Below are 18,620 nucleotides of genomic sequence, written 5' to 3'. Positions count from 1 at the left end.
CCACTGTGTAAAACATGTGAGTTAACTGCGCCCCCAGACCAGGTTCCAGGACCAAACTGGGGACACAGTAAGAATTAATTCAGGTCAATGGCCACCTCATCGAGCTTGCCGGTAAAGGCAAAAGGTAGCTCGTAGGATTCCGTTACTGGCGTCCCCGTATCGAAGCCGATATCCAGAGTTTCATCCAGGGTGACGCGGTTGGGAATGCTTTTTTCAACCCGGCCCTGACCGATTTTTTTGTTGTTGGCATAGAGCGTTACCGTTGCTCCGGCATAGGGTTGGTTAGCATCGCTTTTGTACTCGGCCTTCAGCGCTACTTTCCCAGTAGGAATTCGCGTATCTGACTCGATGTTGTACCGCTCGACCCCGGCCAGGTTGTAGTGGTAAACAAGTTTGCCGTCCTTCACAAATAGGCCATACCCGGCGAATCGTCCGCCCAGGGTCATCAACATGCCTTCTGCACCCTGGGAAGGGATTTCCACATTGGCAGTAATGGTGTGGTTGATGTGCTTCAGGTCAGGAGACGAGCCTTCCGGGATGCGGATGCCCTGTGGATAGGCAAAGTGGGTGCGACCTGCCGTCAGACTGGGACGGTTGGCAACGTTGAGCCGAGCGGTTTTGCGACCATCCAGGGGCAGCACGTTGTATTTGGCAGCTTCGGCGTAGAACAGGTCTTTCATTTCCTGGAGCTTGGCGGGCATCTGATCCGCCAGATCCACCGCCTGGGTGAAGTCTTCGTCGATGTGGTACAGCTCCCAATCCAGGTTCAGAATGTCCTTACCCGGCGGCGGTTCCGGCACCCAGGGTTCGCTCCATAAAGCGCTGGCCATCCAGCCGTCGCTGTAAATGCCCTGGTTGCCCGCCATCTCGAAGTATTGGGTGGTGTGGCGGTTAGGGGCTTTGGCGTCATCAAAGGTATAGACCAGGCTGGTGCCTTCGATAGGTTTCTGAGTGATGCCGTTCACCTGCACGGGTTGGGCGATGCCTGCCGCCTCCAAAATCGTGGGGGCAATGTCGATCACATGGCTGAACTGAAAGCGCTTGCCGCCCTTGTCTTTGATGCCCGCCGGCCAGGCCATGGCCATGCCGTTGCGGGTACCGCCAAAGTGGGAGGCAATCTGCTTGGTCCACTGGAAGGGGGAATCCATCGCCCAGGCCCAGGCCGAGGGGAAGTGGTTGTAGTACATGGGGCCGCCCAGGTCATTGACCGCTGCCACCTTGTCTTCCAGGTTTTCGGGTAGACCGTTGAAGAAGGTCATTTCGTTCAGCAGACCGTTGAAGCCCCCCTCGGCGCTGGAGCCGTTGTCACCAGCGATATAGATAACCAGGGTGTTGTCCAGCTCGCCAATCTGGGCGATCGCATCCACCACGCGACCCACCTCATGATCCACATGGGCGGTGAATCCGGCGAACACCTCCATCATCCGGGCATAGACCCGCTGTTCTTCAGGGGAGAGGGAATCCCAGGCGGCCAGCGCTGTGGGTCGGGGGGTGAGCTTGGCGTCAGCGGGAATTACCCCCAGCTTCTTTTGTCGCTCGAAGGTGTCAATGCGGTACTGGTCCCAGCCCATGTCGAACTGGCCCTTGAATTTGTTGGTCCACTCCTGGGGAGCCTGGTGAGGGGCATGGGTTGCACCCGGCGATAAATACACAAAGAAGGGCTTTTCGGGAGAGACGGCATTCACCTGACGAATGTAGTTGATGGCGTGGTCGGCCAGGTCGGTGCTGAGGTGGTAGGGTGTGCCATCGGCATTGGTTTCTGGCGGCTCAATGCGGGTGGTGTTTTCCACCAGGGCGGGGTGGAACTGGTCGGTGTCGCCGCCGACAAACCCGTAGAAGTAGTCAAAGCCCAGACCGCGCGGCCAGCGATCGAAGGGACCAGCCATGCTGCTCTCCCAGTCGGGCACATTGTGGTTTTTGCCAAACCAGGCGGTGGCGTAGCCGTAGGCCTGCAAGATTTGGGCAAAGGTGGCGGTGTTGTCTGGAATTACCCCGGTGTATCCCGGAAAACCCGTCCCGGCTTCGGTAATCACGCCGTTACCGACGGAATGGTGGTTGCGCCCAGTGAGCAGGGCCGCGCGGGTGGGAGAACAGAGGGCGGTGGTGTGGAACTGGGTAAACTGCAACCCGTTTTTCACCACCCGATCCATGGTGGGGGTGGGAATGCTGCCGCCAAAGCTGCTGAACTGGCCAAAGCCCACATCGTCAATCAGCACCAGCAGCACGTTAGGGGCGTTTTCAATGCCGTAGGTGCTGGGCAGTTTGAGCTGGCTTTTGACCGGTTCGGATGTTTTATAGGTCAGCCCAATTTTGCCAGCAAAAGGCTTGTCGGGATGGGGCAAAATTTCCTGGGCCAGGGCCGGGGGTACGGCGGATTGAAGCACAAGGGCGGCGGTTAGCAACCCTACAAAAGCGCCCCGCAGCAGTCGTTTGAGCATAGTTACCTCTTAAAAGTTAGAAAATGTTGTGGGATACCCAATCCAAACCCTGTACTCCCGATGCCGTCCCCCCAACCCCGAGAAACCTGTTTGGGGAATTGCCCCCTTAGAATGGAGTCAACCCATTGCAGTGGCAGGCGAAGTCGATGATTGCCGTTCCCAACTACATCAGCGCCGAAGAGTACCTCAGCATTGAGCGACAGAGCCAGGTTCGCCATGAGTATCGTTATGGCCTGGTTTACGCCATGGCCGGGGGCACTGATAATCACGATCGCATTTCCTTTAACCTACTCAAACTTATTGACAATCACCTTGGTGACACGTCAGACTGTCGCTTCTACTCAGGCAATGTCAAAGTCAACCATCAAGAAGAGTTTTATTATTACCCTGATGCATTTGTGACTTGTGACTCGCGGGATAGACAGGATCGCTATGTAAAGCGTTATCCCAAACTTGTTGCTGAAGTACTGTCTGAAAGCACCCAGGTTTTTGATCTGGGAAAGAAATTTGAAGATTATTGCAAACTCTCCTCCCTGGAGGAATATGTTCTTGTCTTTCAAGACACTCAACAGGTCGAATGTCGTCGTCGCACCGCTGAAAATACCTGGGAAACCACTGTTTATAACGATGGAGAGACTGTGGTCCTGCAAAGCCTGGGGCTTGAATTCGATATGGCTGAGCTTTATCGAGGTCTAGATAGTTAATTAGTCGTCTAGAGCCATTTATGGAGGGTATGAGAGGATTCATCGGCACAACAGTTTTCTCTAAACAGGATGAATTTGATTAAGGCAATTTCAGGGCAATCAGAACATTGACGAGGTAGCGATTGATGATTCTCCTTAACGATTTGACGAACCGCATCACCCTGGATGACCCGGAAGAACGACGGGTGCTAAGTCGGGTGTCGTGGCCGCAGTACGAGGCGCTGCTGGCGGACATGGGGGATGGTTCTGCTTATCGGGTGCATTTTTTAGATGGGGTGTTAGAGATCTTGGCTCCTAGTCGTAATCACGAAAGCAGCAAGACGCGAATCGGCGATTTGCTCCTGATCTACTTTTTGGAAACCGGAACAGAATATTTCCCGATGGGTTCCACGACGCTGAAAAAGCCAGAAAACCAGGCGGGGGGCGAACCGGATGAAAGCTACTGCATCGGCACCGATAAAGAATTTCCCGATCTGGCGATTGAGGTGATTGTGACCAGCGGCAGCATCAATCGCCTGGAGCTGTACCGTCGTTTGGGGGTGCGGGAAGTGTGGTTCTGGCAAAAGAATCATCTTTACCTGTATCACCAGCGGGAAGAAACCCCTGGCCAGTTTGGCGAAACCGCTGGGTATGAACCCATTCAAAACAGCGAAGTCTTGCCCGATTTGGATCTGGCGTTGCTGACCCGCTGCTTGCAAAAACCGAACCCGTTAGCGGCGGCAAAAGCCTTTCGGCAAGAGCTGAAAGACCAGGGGAAGGAGGTCTGACGGCCAGATCCCAGGGTTCTTGAAGAACCCTGGGATCTTTGAGCTAGAGCTACTTGATATCAAGCACCACCTTTTCCACCACCCCGGTAAAGGCGAAGGGGGGCTGGTAGGACTGGCTTACCGGCGACTGCAAGTCTTTGCCAAAGTCCATCGCCTCGACCCCAAACCGGCCTGCCACGGTCTTAGGAATTTTGCCCTGGCCCACCTTGCGGTTGTTGATGTACAGGGTGCCGGTGCCACCCTTCCCAGGTCCGCCGCCGTCGTAGGCAAAGTCAAACCGCACATGCACCTTACCCGTGGGCAAGGGGGTGGCGGCGGCAATGGAGGTGCGTTCCAGGTCGAACCAGTTGTAGTCGTAGATGAGTTTGTTGTCTTTGACATAGAGGCTAAACCCGCTGGTTAAGCCCCCCTCCGAGACAATCACCCCCTCCGCGCCCTGGGGCGGCACCATCAGATCCACATCAATAGTGTGGGAGGCATTTTTGGTGCTGGGGGCGCTGCCTTCGGGAATCGATGGCATATTACCCGCAAACTCGATGTGCTTGCGCCCGGTGAAGAAGCCGGGACGGAGGTTTACATCGGCCCGTTCGGCAAAGCGATCGTCGAGGGGGAACACGTTGTACTTCTCGGCTTCGGCCAGGAACAAGTCCTGAAGCTCCTGGAGGGTTTCCGGTTGTGCCGCCGAGAGATCTTTGGCCTGGGTGAAGTCCTGGCTGAGGTCGAACAGTTCCCACTGATCGGTGTCAAAGGGTACGGTGCCTGCGGTAATCCAGGGTAGACGGTTGTGGAAGGCGGAGGCCATCATACCGTCTTTGTAGAGGGCGCGGTGGCCCAGCATCTCAAAGTATTGGATGGTGTGACGTTCCGGTGTTGTGGCCGCACCCCGCTCAAAGGTATAGACCAGGCTGGTGCCCTCCATGGGCTTTTGGGCAATGCCGTTGTAGATGTCCGGCTCAGGAATGCCAGCGGCTTCGAGGATGGTAGGGGCGATGTCGATGACATGGCTAAACTGCGATCGCAGTCCACCCTTCTCCTTAATTTTTTCAGGCCAAGAGATCACCATGCCGTTGCGAATACCCCCCAGGTAGGAGGCCACCTGCTTGGTCCATTGGAAGGGGCTATCCATCGCCCAGGCCCAGCTCACGGCGTAGTGGGGGGAGGTTTCGGGACTGCCCCAGATGTCGTAGCAGCGGCGATTGTCCGCCATCGTCAGGTTCAGCCCGTTCAGGTTCATTATTTCGTTGCAACTGCCGATCAAGCTGCCCTCGGCGCTGGCCCCGTTGTCGCCGTTGATGTAGATCACCAGGGTGTTGTCCAGTTCTCCCCGGTCGGCAATGGCGTCTACCACCCGGCCAATTTCGTAGTCGGTGTAGTCGAGGAACCCGGCGTAGGTTTCCATCTGGCGGGCCAGAATTTTTTGATCTTCGGGGCTGAAGCTGTCCCAGGCGGGCATTTGTTCGGGCCGGGGGGTGAGTTCGGCGTTGGCGGGAATCACGCCCAGCTTTTTCTGCCGCGCAAAGGTTTCCTCCCGCAGTTTGTCCCAGCCCTGATCAAACTGGCCTTGGTACTTGGCCACATACTCCGCCGGGGGCTGGTGGGGAGCATGGACAGCACCGGGGGCGAAGTAGGCGAAGAAGGGGCGATCGGGGGCTGTGGTTTGGGCCTGGTTGATCCAGGCGATCGCCCTGTCGGCCAGATCATGGGTGAGGTTGTAGCCCTCCTCAGGCAGGGGCAGGGTTTCGACCAATTTTTGGTTTTCGTACAGGGTGGGATACCACTGGTCGGTTTCGCCACCGATGAACCCATAGAAATAGTCAAAGCCCAGACCGTTGGGCCAGCGATCGAAGGGGCCGACGCTGGTGGTCTGGTTGTCGGGGACATTGTGGTTTTTGCCAAACCAGGCGGTGCTATAGCCGTTGCGCTGGAGGATTTGGCCGATGGTTGCCGTACTTTGGGGAATCAACCCCGTATAGCCCGGATAGGCCGTGGCCAGTTCTTGAATGGTGCCCGACCCCACCGAGTGGTGGTTACGCCCGGTGAGGATGGCGGCGCGGGTGGGCGAACACAGGGCCGTGGTGTGGAAGGTGTTGTAGCGCAGCCCGCTGGCCGCCAGGCGATCGAAGGTGGGGGTGGCAATGGGGCCGCCAAAGGTGCTGGCTGAACCAAAGCCCGCATCATCAATCAGCACCAGCAACACGTTGGGCGCACCCTCGGGGGCTTGGGTAGCCTGCAATAGGGCCGTATCCGGCTGAGACTCTTGGTAGGTGACGCCAATGCGGCCCTGGAAGGTGGGCTCGGGGCGAGGTAGGGTTGCTTGCGCCAGGGCCGGGGGCACGGCAACTTGAAAGACAAGGGCGACGATTATGGCCCAAGTTAGGATAAGCAGTCTAATCCGAGAACCCATGACTTACTTAACGAGTACAGCTAAAGTACAGAGAAAATGGCTGGAGCAAAGATATTTTTTCCTGAGAGGGGCAAAAAATGCTTCAGTACAAAGTTGTGTAGATCCTAGGTCTAACGTTCCGCTCTCACTATTCAAAAAACGCAAGTCTGGGCGAGTTGTAGGTTAAGTTTTCAGCGCCACTATTCAAAAAACGCAAGTTTCCCGGGTTCCGGCTTTACTTTTCCTCGGCAGCGTTTTATATGTTGAGTGAGTATATTCAACACACCACGTTGCGGCCATTCCTTACTGCGCAGTGCTTTGAGTGCGATCGCAGACTAAGCGGATGGCTGTTCTCTAATGTCTTGTCTGGGCCTAGATAGGTTGCACGGCTGGGGCTCAGCCTCCATACCCAGCATGCAAAAGGACCCCTATCTGACGCGATCGCGGCCTGAGCAAGTATTTGACCGCATAGTCAGAATCTCAACCGTCCAGTTACAGGCCACCCTTTTGTCAGAGATTTTGACTGAGGTGCCCAGCTTTTCGTGCTGCCTCTAGCTATACAGGCAGTACAGGCAATAGGCATTGAATAAACTCAATATATAAGTAAGTAGATTTGTTTTTCCATACGAGTTCCTTATATTTTTTGTGATACATGAAACGTATGACTCCAGGTAGCTAAACCATGGTTTTCGCATATTTCAGGGATGTTATCGCTAAGGAATCTATGGTCAGCATTGCTATGAGGTGAAGCGTGAATGTACTTGACCGAAATCGCGATGGCTCTGCTCAATTGGCCCCTGGCTTACCAGTGGGCGATCGCCTGCAATACCGGGAGGCTACCTTTAACGATGTGGATCACTTTGGCGAGGCGATCGCCCATGGCGGACTCCAGTTAACCCAGCTCAGCCGGGGCAGCTTTCAGGGGCGTTTGGCCTCCTGGGTGGTCAGCCCTGGCCTGACGGTGACCCGGCAGCAGGCCAGCCAGTCACTCCAGGTGATGGGCGACAAACGCCCCGACCACCTTATTTTTGTGGTGCAGCTCCAAGTGCAGTCCCACCCCGCCTTTGCCCACGATAAACGCCTGACGGCAAACGCCATCGCTGGCTTTGACAACCAGCGCCCCATCCATCTGATCACCTCCCCTGAAGGTCAGGATCAGTGCCAGATTGTGGTCGCCCAGCCGTTGTTTCAGCACTATGCCGCCCTGGCCCAGCGCTACGACCTGGACGAAGTCTTCCTCCAGCGCAACCTGGTCACGCCCCCAGCAGATCGCGTCTCTCCTCTCTGTGCCTACCTCCGCCAACTCTTTGACACTGAAGGCGATCGCACCTGGAGCCACGCCCCCCTGGCCGCTACCCTGCTGGAAGAGGACCTGATGCCGCTGCTGATCGACGCCCTGCCGCCGGTCCACCAGGCCGATGCTCCGCGATCCTACCGTCGGGCCGAGTTGGTAACCGCAGCCAAAGCCTACATCATGGACCACCTGGATCAACCCCTGACCCTGGCCCAGATCTGTCAGGCGGTCTGCACCAGCCAGCGATCGCTGCAATACGGGTTCCAGGAAATGCTGGGCATGGGGCCGATGGCCTTTGTCAAAGTGCAGCGGCTCCACGGCATCCGCCGGGCTTTGCTCAGCGCCGACCCCAAACCCGAAACCGTTGGCCAGCTAGCCCACCAGTGGGGATTTGTCAGCCTGGGTCATTTTGCCAGGGACTACAAACAGCTGTTTGGCGAGTCCCCCTCCCAGACGCTGCAGCGACGGTAGGGCCAGGCGGTCATACCATGCTCCCCACGGTCCCCGGCCCGGATAACCCCAGGCCCGGGCCATCAAGGCCCCAGGGGGCTTTGTGTCTTATGTCATCGATGGAGACTATGCGGATGAAGTCTAAGTTTTTTGTCTACGCTGCTTTAGCTTTTTGTCTGACGACCACAGCCATTCCTCTGTCGGCCAAAGCGATGCCAGCGGCTTCCCCCGGGAACCTGGCCCAGGCGGTGGCCCCGCTGACCGAAGCCAACGTTCAGACCGTCCTCGATCGGCTGCAAGCGGCCCGGGACAGCAGAGATGTGGAGGGAACCCTGTCGCTGATAGCCCCTTTTGCGGTAACGGTGGTCACCGTTGAGTCTGGGAACGGTCTTTCAACGGTGACCACCCGTCTGGAAGGGGTGGAGGCCCACAGGCAAATGCTGGAGCAGACGTTTGGTCAGGTTCAGAGGCGAGAAAGCCTGAGGAACTACGTCGCCATTGACATCATTGATGATAATTTTGGCATCGCTAAAATCTATCAGATGGAAAACTTTGAAACCTCAGCGGGGGAGATGTTGATAGCCGCCAGTCAGACCGTGCTGCGCTTGGGGCGAGTCAATGGTCAGGTACTGGTCACCTCCGCCACGGTAGACGGCTGGATTTCGCCAAGGCCTACCGGAAATTGATCCCCAGCCAGGTTTCAAAAATGCCGTTAGTTGGAACTGCAAAGTGTGCAATGACAAGGATGACATGATGAAAAGAACGACAGCTGTAGGGTTATCTATCTTTGCCGCGATCGCATCGCTGGCAACGATGACTAGCGTTGCCCAGGCTAGCTTTGGCAACTTTATGCTGGGGGTTGGGGCCGCTGCGGGCACCAGTGCGGTGATTAATTCCAATCGCCGAGCCAATGAAGCCGAGCAACGGGCCACCGAAGCTGAGCGCCAGCAAGCCGTAACCCCTGAAGAAGAATTCTTTCGCGGACTCCAGGATGCTCTAAACGGGTTACCCTACGACAACTTTCGCGCCACCATCGATTATGACCAGGGCTTCCAAGAAGGAGTACGACGGGTGCAGTCGCGGTAAAAGCCCTGGAAGCGGGTGCCCCAAATAGCGATGGCCTTTGCGCTGTGGTTATTGTGTATCTTTTCTTTACTACTCCATAATGGCGCTTTTGTTGAGGGCGATCAGTTGTTTAAAGGCGTCGTTGTCTAGCTGCGTCAGCCACGATTCATCGGCCCCGACGATCGCGCCCGCCAGCTTTTTCTTATCCTCAATCATCTGGTCGATGCGTTCTTCCAGCGTGCCCATGGCGACGAACTTGTGGACGAAGACATTTTTCTTTTGGCCAATGCGGAAGGCGCGATCGGTAGCCTGGTCTTCGACGGCGGGGTTCCACCAGCGATCGAAGTGAAAAACGTGGTTGGCCTGGGTGAGGGTGATGCCGACTCCAGCGGCTTTTAGCGACAGCACAAAGATGGCGGGCTCGGTGTCGGGGTCTTGAAACTCGGCGATCATCTGCTCGCGCTTTTGACGGTTAGTGCCGCCGTGGATGTAGTAGGTGTTGTAGCGGCAGGTGTGGCGCAGGTGGTGCTCTAGGGCATCGCCGATCTCGCGAAACTGGCTGAAGACCAGGGCGCTTTCGCCTTCGGCCACCACTTCGTCGAGCATGTCGAGCAGGCGGCTGAGTTTGTGCGATCGCTCCGGCGAGAACTCGCTTTCATCCTGCAAAAACTGGCGGGGGTGGTTGCAGATTTGCTTCAGCTTGGTCAGGGTGGCAAGAATTAGCCCCTGGCGCTGAATGCCCTCGCTGGTGTCGATCTGTTCGGTGACATCCTTGAGCACGGCTTCGTACAGCGATGCCTGCTCGGGGGTGAGGTTGCAGAACAGCTTTTGCTCCACCTTGTCGGGCAGGTCTTTGATGATGGCCTGGTCGGTTTTGAGCCGCCGCAGAATGAAGGGTTCCACCAGTTTTTTCAGGGTGGCGGAGCGGGTGGGGCTGTTTTCTTTTTGGATGGGCAGCTCGAACTGCTTGCGAAACTGGGTCTGGGTGCCCAGGTAGCCGGGGTTGAGAAAGTTGAAAATCGACCACAGATCCATCAGGCGGTTTTCGACTGGGGTGCCGGTGAGGGCGAGGCGGTGGTTGGCGTTGAGCTTGAGAATGGCCTTGGTCTGGGCGGTTTTGGGGTTTTTGATGTTTTGGGCTTCGTCGAGCACGATGCGGTGCCAGGTGACGCCCTCTAGCAGCTTGGCGTCTTTGCGGGCCAGGGTGAAGGAGGTGATGATTACATCGTGGTCGCGGCAGATTGCTTTGAAGGCTTTGCTGTCGGAGTTGCGTTCTGCGCCGTGGTGCACCACCGCCCGCAGGTGCGGCGCGAACTTCTGAACTTCGTGGTACCAGTTGCCGACGACGGATGTGGGGGCGATCAGCAGGGTGGGCAGCAGTTTGTGACCGCCATTCTGAGCCGCTTCTTCTCGCTCTTGAATCAGGCGAGCGATTACCTGCACCGTTTTACCCAGGCCCATGTCGTCGGCCAGGCACCCGTTCAGGCCGAGGTTCTCCAGGTAGTGCAGCCAGGAGAGGCCGCGCTTTTGGTAGTCGCGCAGGGAGCCCTGGAGCTGGTCGGGGTCGGGGGTGAGTTCGAGGCGGGTTTTGTCGCTGAGTTGGGTGAGCATGGCGGCCAGGGCGTCGTCGCGATCGAACTCCACCTCCAGGCTGTCGTCGGCCTCGCCGCTGGTCAGGCGCATGAAGTCGAGCAGGCTCATCTCGGGGTTGGTGGCCTGCTGCTGCTGCCAAAACTCCAGCATTTGCTGCATTTTGTCCTGGTCTAGCTCCATCCACTGGCCGCGAAACTTGACCAGGGGCGACTTGGCGTTGACCAGCTGCTGCCACTCGGCCTCGGTGACGGGCTGGTCGCCGATCGCCAGGTCGTACTGGTACTGCACCAGAGTGTCGTAGGAAAAGTAGCCCTTCGATTTGTCGCTGCCGCCGAGGGATTTGCCCTTGGCCCGCAGTCGCACCTTGGCCCGCTGGCGGCCCTTGGGCGTCCACCAGGCGGGGACGATCACTTTGTACCCGGCATCCTCCAGCACCCAGGCGGATTCTTTGAGGAAGGTGAAGGCGGTGTCGAGGTTGACCGGAATGCCGACAGGCTGGTCGGTTTCCAACCCGTCCCAAAATTTGGGGTAAATGCGGGCAGCGTAACCCAGGTTCATCAACAAGTACTGCTCGAAGTTGTCCCCCAGATGCTGGCGCAGCTGGGTTTGCTGCTTACCCCGCAACTGCCAGAACTCCTCCAGCGAAATTTGCAGCGAGGGATCGTCCTTAGGGGCGACGAGAAACTGGATGTGCCAGGGGGCGTCGGGGGTGACAGGTTCTTCCAATCGAAAGCCGATATGGAAGGGAGCGGCGGTTTCGGAACGGGTGATGCGATCGCGCCATCCCTGCCACTGCTGATACCGCTCCAGATCGGCCGCCGATTTGCCTGGAGCACTGTCCTGTAAGCAATCCTGAATTAGCGTATTCTCAACGGTTTTGAGATAGCTTTGGGGCATGGCCGTACCCCGCACCAGCTCATCGACAAAGCATTCTGAAAAGTGGCGGAGTAGGGTGGCGCGATCGTAGAAGGTAGGTGTTTTGGGAACGTCCTCAAACCCGGCGACGCAGAGCAGCGGCATGTAGTCGGTATAGGTTTGAATGTGCTCGTGGTAGCGATCGCCAATAATTTCCCAACCCAGATAGATTTCAAACCCTGACTCCGGCGCGGATTTAGATTTAGTCGTCTGGGACTTGCTCGCTGCCTTGCTTCCCGCTGCTTTGCGCCGGGTGGATGCCTTGGGAGCCGCCATCTGCCGATACTTGAGTGCCGGAATGTACTGATCGCGCAGAATCACCTGCTTGAACGCCTGGGTGTAGTGGTACCAAAACAGCAGATCGGCCCCCAGCTGCACCTCCGCCAGGTTGTAGACGGCCAGAAAGTGCAGGTTGTTCAGCAGGGCGATCGCGTCGGCCAGCTCGGGGATCTGGTAGCAATCCACCTGCCAGTACTGCCAGTCAAAGCGCTCTGGGGTTTCCACCTCCAGGTAGCGGGAAAGCTCCAGGGAGGGCAGCGGCTGACCGTCCACCGTGGGCAGCAGGAAGGTGCGGGGGGCGACGAAGGAGGCCAAGGAGCGGCGATCGGGAGACTTTAGCCCCAGCTCGTCGCTGAGCAGGGGTACCAGGTCAGGCTCGGGCAGGTGAAAGGGATGGGCCTGGGACGGCAGCTTGCGACGGCTCTTTTGCTCGGTTTCGCCCCACAGGCAAAACGTCCCCGTCTGCACAAAGTCGGTAGCGGGCTGAGGTATCCAGGTGCCGTGGAGGATCTGCATGGCTGTATCCTGGCTTCACGGATTTGGATGATCTTACCGGGTTGGCTCCTAAAAATCGAGAGCCTGGAGGCAGATGGGCGACTAACGCCCCCGAATTCTGACATCGGCTTCGATCTGGTCGCCGGGGTAGAGGATCACCTGCTCCCCCTCGGCCAGACCCGCCTCGACCACGGCGGCAAAGTCGCTGCGGGGGCCGATCGCCACCTCCCGCCGCTGGGCGCGACCGTCCTCGGCCACAAAGGCGCACCAAGCGATGTCGCAGCGAAACAGAGCGCTGATCGGCACCGTCAGCACATTGTCGCTCTGCCACACCACAATCTGAGCATCGACGCGAAAGCCATCCCCCAGGGGCACCGCCGGGTCGGTGAAGTCGGCGATCACATTCACCCGCTGCTCATCCACCCCCAGGGCCGACACCTCGGTAAAGGCCGCCGGTTCCACCTGGCGCACGATCGCCTGCAAGTTCTCCTCGCCGCCCCAGCGATCGATCTGCACTGCATCCCCCGGCGACACCCGCACCGCATCGGTGGAGAGAATGTCGATCACCAGCTCCAGGCCGTCGGGGTCGCCCAGGCTGAGCAGGGGGGTGCCCGCCGCCACAAACCGGGCGCTGGGCTCCAGCACTTGCAGCACCCGACCAGCGGCGGGGGCAGTGATGGTGGCGCGGCGGGCATCGTCAGTGAGGCTGGCCAGTTCAGCATCGAGGGCGGCCAGCTCCGCCTGATAGACATCCACCAGGTAGTCGGGATCCTGCTGCTCGGCGGTAAGCACCGCCAGGTTGGCCTGGGCCGATTGCACATCGGCCACCGCCACCGCTACCTGCTGGCGGGCGGTGGCCAGGGCCTGCTGGCGCTGGGTGACGGCCAGTTCCATGGCTTCGAGCTGTTGCCGAGGGATCGCCCCCTGGCTGTAGAGACTAGCCATGCGATCGCGATCCCGCTCGGCCTGCACCAGCCCTGCCTCCGCTTCCGTCACCTGGGCCTGGGCCTGCCCCTGGCCCGCCTGAGCCGCGCGAATCCGGGTTTCGGCCTGGCGCAGCGCCTCGGCCTTGGGCCGCTGGGTATCGACCCCGGCGATCTGGGCCTGCACCGCCCGACGGCGGGCCTGGGTGGCCTCCACCTGGCTGGTCAGGGGCAGCGGGTCAATGCGGGCCACAATCGCCCCATCCGCCACCGGATCCCCCGCGCGCAGGTCAATCCGCTGGAGTTCGCCATCTACTGGGGCGGCGACCACGAAGCGATCGCGCACCCGCGTCTGCCCCTCGGCCCCCACCGTCACCTGCAACGCTCCCCGCTCCACCGTCGCCAGATCGACCGCGATCGGCTGGGGCCGCACGGCGTAGGCGATCAGCGCCACCAGGCCGAGGCCGCCGAGGCCATAGAGCCAGGGCCGCCAGCGGCGACGTTTCGGCGGCGGGGCCGGGGCAGTGCCGTTGCCCAGGGTACGTTGATCGTTAGTGGGTTCTGTGCTGGTCATTGATTTACGTCTCTGATTGCAAAACTAAACCTCAGGGCGCAGTTTCCCTCATGGTGGGCAGTGCCCACCCTACTCATTCACCCATCCACCCATCCACCCGCCCACCCATCCACCCACCTACCCGCCCACACCCCTACTCCCTCGTCTTCAACACCGCAATCAAATCCAAACCCCCCAGCTGCCGGGCGATCAGCAGGCCGGAGGCGATCGCCGCCACACCCGTCACCACCGCCGCAAAGACAAAGCTGGCGGGCTGAATGATGAAGGGCACCCGAAACAGCTCGGTGTTCTGGGCTGGGGACTGGTTCAGGGTCCAGGCCAGGCCGTAGCCCAGGGCCCAGCCCACCGGAATTGCCGCCAGGGTCAGTACCCCCTGTTCGCCCAGGAGAATGAACGCGATCTCGCGCTGGGTGAAGCCGATGATGCGCAGGGTGGCCAGTTCGCGGCTGCGTTCGGAGAGGGCAATGCGGGCGGCGTTGTAGATCACCCCCACGGCGATGATGCAGGCAAACAGCAAAATCATGGCGTTCATCACCCCAGAGGTGGCGGCGATGGTATCTTCAAACTGGGCCAGGGCGGTTTCGCGCTGGGCCATGCTGGCCACCGCTGGAATTTGCTTGATCTGCTCGTACAGGGACGGCATCTGCAAGAGGTCCACGGTTAGGTAGGCACCGGAGTAGGTGGGGCCTTCCTGCATCAGCGTGTTCAGGGCGGTGACATCCATATACATGGCCAGTCCCACCAGCTCATCCACCAGACCCACCAGGGGCACCGAGAGCACTGGGCGCGCTCCCTCCAGCACCTCTACCGTGAGGCGATCGCCCACCTGGGCCTGCAAAATTTCCGCCAGTTTGGTAGTCAGCACCAGGCCATCGGCGGGCAGGGGCACAGATTGCAAGTCGCTGTCGATCAGCCGCCGCAGGGTGCTGGGCGACGAGAGGCCGACAATGCCCCCCAGGCGCGATCGCTGCTCGAACCGCAGCCGCACCGGCACATTTCGAAAGGGCTCCACCCGCAACACCCCCGGCAGCTGGGCCAGGTCGTGCTGCACCCGCCCCGGCAGCGGCTCGGTAAAGGTGAGGGTGACATCTTCGCGCTGCACGGTGCGAAACTGCACATCGATAATCGCGTCGATGCCGTCACTGAAGTAGCGGCCCACCACCAGCATCGCCACCGCCAGACCAATGCCCAGCACCGCCATCGCCGCCTGGGCGGGCCGCCGTTCCACATTGCGCAGAATGATCCGCCCGGCGGGGGAGAGCCACCGCTGCAACCCCAGGTGCTCGATCAGCGTCGGCTTGAAGCTGGCCGGGGGTTCGGGCCGCATGGCCTCGGCGGGGGGCAAGCTGACGGCTCCGGCCACGGCTTTGAAGGCTCCGGTGGCGGCGGCGATCGCGCTCACCCCCACCGCCCCCAGCATCAGCCCCAGCCCGGCCCGGTACTCAATCGAGGGAAACTGGTAAAACTGCGTGTAGAACTCGGTGAAATTGGCCCCCCACCAGCGCCCCACCCCAATGCCGAAGGCCGACCCCAGCCCCACCACCACCGCCACCAGCTTAAAAAAGTGCAGCCCCACCCCCCAGTTGCCGTAGCCAAAGGCCTTGAGCACCGCAATCTGGTCGCGCTGGGTGCTGACCAGCCGGGCCAGCACCAGATTCACCAAAAACGCCGCAATGCCTAAGAAAATCAGCGGCAAAATCAGCGCCATCACCTGCAACCCGGCCAGGTCGTCGGAGAGGAAGCGGTGGGAGAGCTGGTTCTCGCGCCCGTAGGCCCCCAGCCCGCCGTAGCGATCCAAAATTTGGTCGAGGCGAAAGATCACCGCCTGCTCGTTGGCCCCGGTGGTCAGGGTCAGAGCCACATCGTTAAAGGCCCCATCCAGGTCAAAGGCCGTGGCCAGGGCCTCGCGCCCCATCCAAAACACCCCAAAGCGGCGGTTGTCGGGCAGCAGCTCGGTGCCGCTAATCTCGTAGATGTACTCCGGCGACAGCGCCGTGCCCACAATCCGCAGCGGCTGCCAGCGCCCATTGATCACCGCGCTGATGGTGTCCCCCAGAGCCAGCTGGTTCGCCTCCACAAAGGCCACGCTGGCGATCACCTCGTCGGCCCGCCCCGGCTGAATGTAGCGCCCCGATCGCAGCACCAGGTCGTTCAGCATCGGCTGCCGCTGCTCGGGAATCGAGATCAGCCACCCGCTGGCCGGATCCTCCAGCCCCGGCACATCCAGGGTCACCGTGGCCACCACCCGCGCCTGCCCCTGGCCCACCCCCGGAATCTCCAAAATCCGCTCCATCACGCCGTTAGGGGCGCGCTTGAGCTGCCCAAACACATCGGCAAAGCGGTACTGGCTGTAGTAGCGCTCCTGGGACAGCAGCAGCGACTGGTAGGTGCTCACCATCGTCACCAGGCTGGCAATGCCGCAGGCCACAATCACCACGATCGCAATCACCTGGCCCCGCAGGCCCTTGAGATCGCGAAATAGCTTCAGATCGAGGGTTTGCATGATGGAAGGCAACGCCCACTCCAACCATCGGCACAGGTTGCAAGCGTACCGTAGATCGGGTTTGTTCCCAGTCTAGATAGCGGAATGGGCGGGGGAGCGCGATCGCAATAAAAGGATGATTTTCTTAGGGTTACCTGCTCAGAAATCAGGGTTACGGGTTGGGGGATGCTTGTGGAATAGCCGTCTCGGCTGTCCCCGCCCAGATGGTCAGGCAGAATGCCCAACCGACAAGACGCAGATTTCAACGCTCGATTACCCTGGGGTTGTAGGTGCTACGGTAAGAGCAGGCCTATGGAAATCTCGTGGACAAAACACCGACGCCATGACGCCCCCCATCGCCCCTGCCACCCCAACGCTCTACGATCGCGACCTAGCCCTGTGGTATGCCGATACCCTGGCTAAGCTCAAGGCTGGAGAATTGCACGGCCTCGATATTGACCATTTAATTGAGGAGATTGAAAGCTTGGCGGCCCGCGATCGCAGAGAGCTAAAAAATCGGCTCAAAGTTCTCTTAGCCCACCTACTCAAACGAATATATATAGCGAGTCCCGAATACTATCGCAGCTGGGAAAACACCATTGATGAGCAGCGAGAGCAACTGCAAGACATCCTCAGCCAATCCCCTAGTCTGCACGCCTACTTTGGATCTGTCTTTGATGAGGTCTGGCAGCGCGCCCTCAAACAGGTGCGCAACGACTATCCCCAGGTCAGTTTCCCCGACCAATGGCCCTTTAGCCAAGAGCCAGAGGCGCTTCTTACTCAAACATTCTGGCTAACTGACCCAAGAGACTGACCATGACTACTCTAGTGACCTCGCGGCAACCTCAGGTGGTCTTGTATGGCGTCAGCTGGCTGACCTACCAGGGGTTAATTCGCGATTTAGAGGCGGCCCCCGGCAACCGCCTCACCTACGACCAGGGAACCCTCGAAATTAGGGTGCCGCTGCCACCCCACGAAGCCTATAAAAAACTCATGGGCCGCCTGGTGGAAGTGATCACTGAGGAGACAGACACCGAAATCCGCAGTTTGGGGTCTACCACCTGGAATCGGGAGGATTTGCAAAAAGGGCTAGAGGCCGACCAGTGCTACTACATCCAGCATGAGCAAGCGGTGCGGGGCAAAGATGACATTGACCTCACCATCGACCCACCGCCCGATTTGGCCATCGAGGTAGACCACACCAGCAGTTCCCTAAATCGAATGGCGATCTATGCCGCGCTGGGGGTACCTGAAATCTGGCGCTTTGACGGAGAAACCCTGACTATCTACGCCCTAACCAACGGAGAATACCGCCCCCAGGAAACCTCACAGGTTCTACCCATGCTGAGCCAGGCAGATCTGCTGCACTTTTTGCAAACCAGCCAAACCATGGGTGAAACCAGCTGGGTCAAAGCCTTTCGCACCTGGCTGAGGAAAAAGCTATAGATGATTACCTTACCACTCCAGTTCGTCGGGGGAGGCGCGGCGGGGGTTGGTATCGATGGTGTGGATCTGACCGTCGCGCATGGTGATGACGCGATCGCCCATGGCCCCAATCCCCGCATTGTGGGTGATCACCACCACCGTGGTGCCCAGCTCCTGGTTCACCTGGGCCAGCACCTCCAGCACCCGCTTGCCGGTGCTAAAGTCCAGCGCTCCTGTGGGTTCGTCGCAGAACAGCACCTCGGGTCGCTTGGCGATCGCCCGGGCGATCGCTACCCGCTGCTGCTGCCCACCTGAGAGCTGGGAGGGGAAGTGGTCGAGGCGATCGCCCAATCCCACCATCTCCAGGGCCTGCGCTGGGGCCATAGGCCGGGGGGCAATGTCGGTGACCAGGGCCACGTTTTCCTTCGCCGTCAGGCTGGGGATCAGGTTGTAGAACTGAAAGATAAAGCCGATGGACTCGCGGCGGAAGCGGGTGAGAGTGCGATCGCCCCCCGCCGTCAGGTTCTGGCCTTTGAAAAATACCTCGCCGCTGGTGGGCACATCCAGCCCGCCCAGGATATTCAGCAGGGTTGATTTGCCGCTGCCCGATGGCCCCAGCAGCACCACAAACTCGCCCTCGTAGAGGTCCAGATCCACCGATCGCAGCGCCTGCACCTGCACCTCACCCATGGTGTAGGTCTTGGTCAGCTGACGGGCCGAGAAGATCACCGGCGGGGCGGTGGGGCGCGGCTGGGTGGGTAAATTGGGGCTGGGTTGACGGGTCATGGCGATGCTCACGCTCTGTACCAGCCTAATCAATCGCGATCGCCGCT

General features: G+C 59.4%; 13 protein-coding genes. 7 read left to right on the top strand and 6 right to left on the bottom strand.

The genetic code is table 11. The annotated features are described in order from the left end of the window. Window positions 1–74: 74 nt before the first annotated feature. Entirely contained in the window at window positions 75–2,438 is a 2,364-nt protein-coding gene (locus tag NF78_RS14845) for an arylsulfatase (protein ID WP_035987533.1), read from the bottom strand. Between the two features lie 146 nt (window positions 2,439–2,584). Here NF78_RS14845 and NF78_RS29535 point away from each other — a divergent pair, with 146 nt between their 5' ends. Further along, window positions 2,585–3,142: a Uma2 family endonuclease gene (locus NF78_RS29535; protein ID WP_072016158.1), complete on the top strand. Its 558-nt coding sequence runs from the start codon at window positions 2,585–2,587 to the stop codon at window positions 3,140–3,142. A gap of 125 nt (window positions 3,143–3,267) precedes the next feature. After that, window positions 3,268–3,909, top strand: a complete 642-nt coding sequence (locus NF78_RS14830) for a Uma2 family endonuclease (protein WP_035987527.1) — start codon at window positions 3,268–3,270, stop codon at window positions 3,907–3,909. 49 nt (window positions 3,910–3,958) lie between these two features. On the opposite strand, the gene NF78_RS14825 is transcribed toward NF78_RS14830, so the two are convergent. Then, window positions 3,959–6,244, bottom strand: a complete 2,286-nt coding sequence (locus NF78_RS14825) for an arylsulfatase (protein WP_197064844.1) — start codon at window positions 6,242–6,244, stop codon at window positions 3,959–3,961. A gap of 799 nt (window positions 6,245–7,043) precedes the next feature. Between NF78_RS14825 and NF78_RS28315 the strand changes: the two genes are divergently transcribed. The 3 genes from NF78_RS28315 (at window position 7,044) to NF78_RS14810 (ending at window position 9,122) form a co-directional block, all read left to right on the top strand. Continuing rightward, window positions 7,044–8,057: a helix-turn-helix domain-containing protein gene (locus NF78_RS28315; protein ID WP_156119774.1), complete on the top strand. Its 1,014-nt coding sequence runs from the start codon at window positions 7,044–7,046 to the stop codon at window positions 8,055–8,057. Window positions 8,058–8,170: 113 nt separating this feature from the next. Then, on the top strand, window positions 8,171–8,722 hold the full coding sequence (locus NF78_RS14815; RefSeq protein ID WP_156119773.1) for a hypothetical protein: 552 nt from the start codon (window positions 8,171–8,173) through the stop codon (window positions 8,720–8,722). A 67-nt stretch (window positions 8,723–8,789) separates the two neighbouring features. Next, window positions 8,790–9,122, top strand: coding sequence for a hypothetical protein (locus NF78_RS14810; protein WP_156119772.1), 333 nt, complete (start codon window positions 8,790–8,792; stop codon window positions 9,120–9,122). Window positions 9,123–9,191: 69 nt separating this feature from the next. Here NF78_RS14810 and NF78_RS14805 read toward each other — a convergent pair whose 3' ends face one another. From NF78_RS14805 to NF78_RS14795, 3 genes are all read right to left on the bottom strand, one after another. Next, complete coding sequence (locus tag NF78_RS14805) at window positions 9,192–12,404, bottom strand: DEAD/DEAH box helicase (protein WP_035987519.1); 3,213 nt, start codon at window positions 12,402–12,404, stop codon at window positions 9,192–9,194. Window positions 12,405–12,485: 81 nt separating this feature from the next. Beyond that, on the bottom strand, window positions 12,486–13,880 hold the full coding sequence (locus tag NF78_RS14800; protein ID WP_035987517.1) for an efflux RND transporter periplasmic adaptor subunit: 1,395 nt from the start codon (window positions 13,878–13,880) through the stop codon (window positions 12,486–12,488). Window positions 13,881–14,013: 133 nt separating this feature from the next. Continuing rightward, entirely contained in the window at window positions 14,014–16,395 is a 2,382-nt protein-coding gene (locus NF78_RS14795; protein ID WP_263970607.1) for an ABC transporter permease, read from the bottom strand. 310 nt (window positions 16,396–16,705) lie between these two features. Here NF78_RS14795 and NF78_RS14790 point away from each other — a divergent pair, with 310 nt between their 5' ends. After that, window positions 16,706–17,176 carry a DUF29 domain-containing protein gene (locus NF78_RS14790; RefSeq protein WP_035987512.1) on the top strand — a complete coding sequence of 157 codons (471 nt, stop codon included), beginning with the start codon at window positions 16,706–16,708 and terminating at the stop codon, window positions 17,174–17,176. A gap of 2 nt (window positions 17,177–17,178) precedes the next feature. Continuing rightward, window positions 17,179–17,808 (top strand): Uma2 family endonuclease, encoded by a 630-nt coding sequence (locus NF78_RS14785; RefSeq protein ID WP_035987509.1) that lies wholly within the window; start codon window positions 17,179–17,181, stop codon window positions 17,806–17,808. A 9-nt stretch (window positions 17,809–17,817) separates the two neighbouring features. On the opposite strand, the gene NF78_RS14780 is transcribed toward NF78_RS14785, so the two are convergent. After that, window positions 17,818–18,573: an ABC transporter ATP-binding protein gene (locus NF78_RS14780; RefSeq protein ID WP_052050502.1), complete on the bottom strand. Its 756-nt coding sequence runs from the start codon at window positions 18,571–18,573 to the stop codon at window positions 17,818–17,820. Window positions 18,574–18,620 lie beyond the last annotated feature (47 nt).

This window comes from Leptolyngbya sp. KIOST-1, from assembly GCF_000763385.1.
Lineage (GTDB): Bacteria > Cyanobacteriota > Cyanobacteriia > Phormidesmidales > Phormidesmidaceae > Nodosilinea.
Note: the sequence above shows the minus strand (reverse complement) of the source record. Positions and strands in the feature narration are given on the sequence as shown.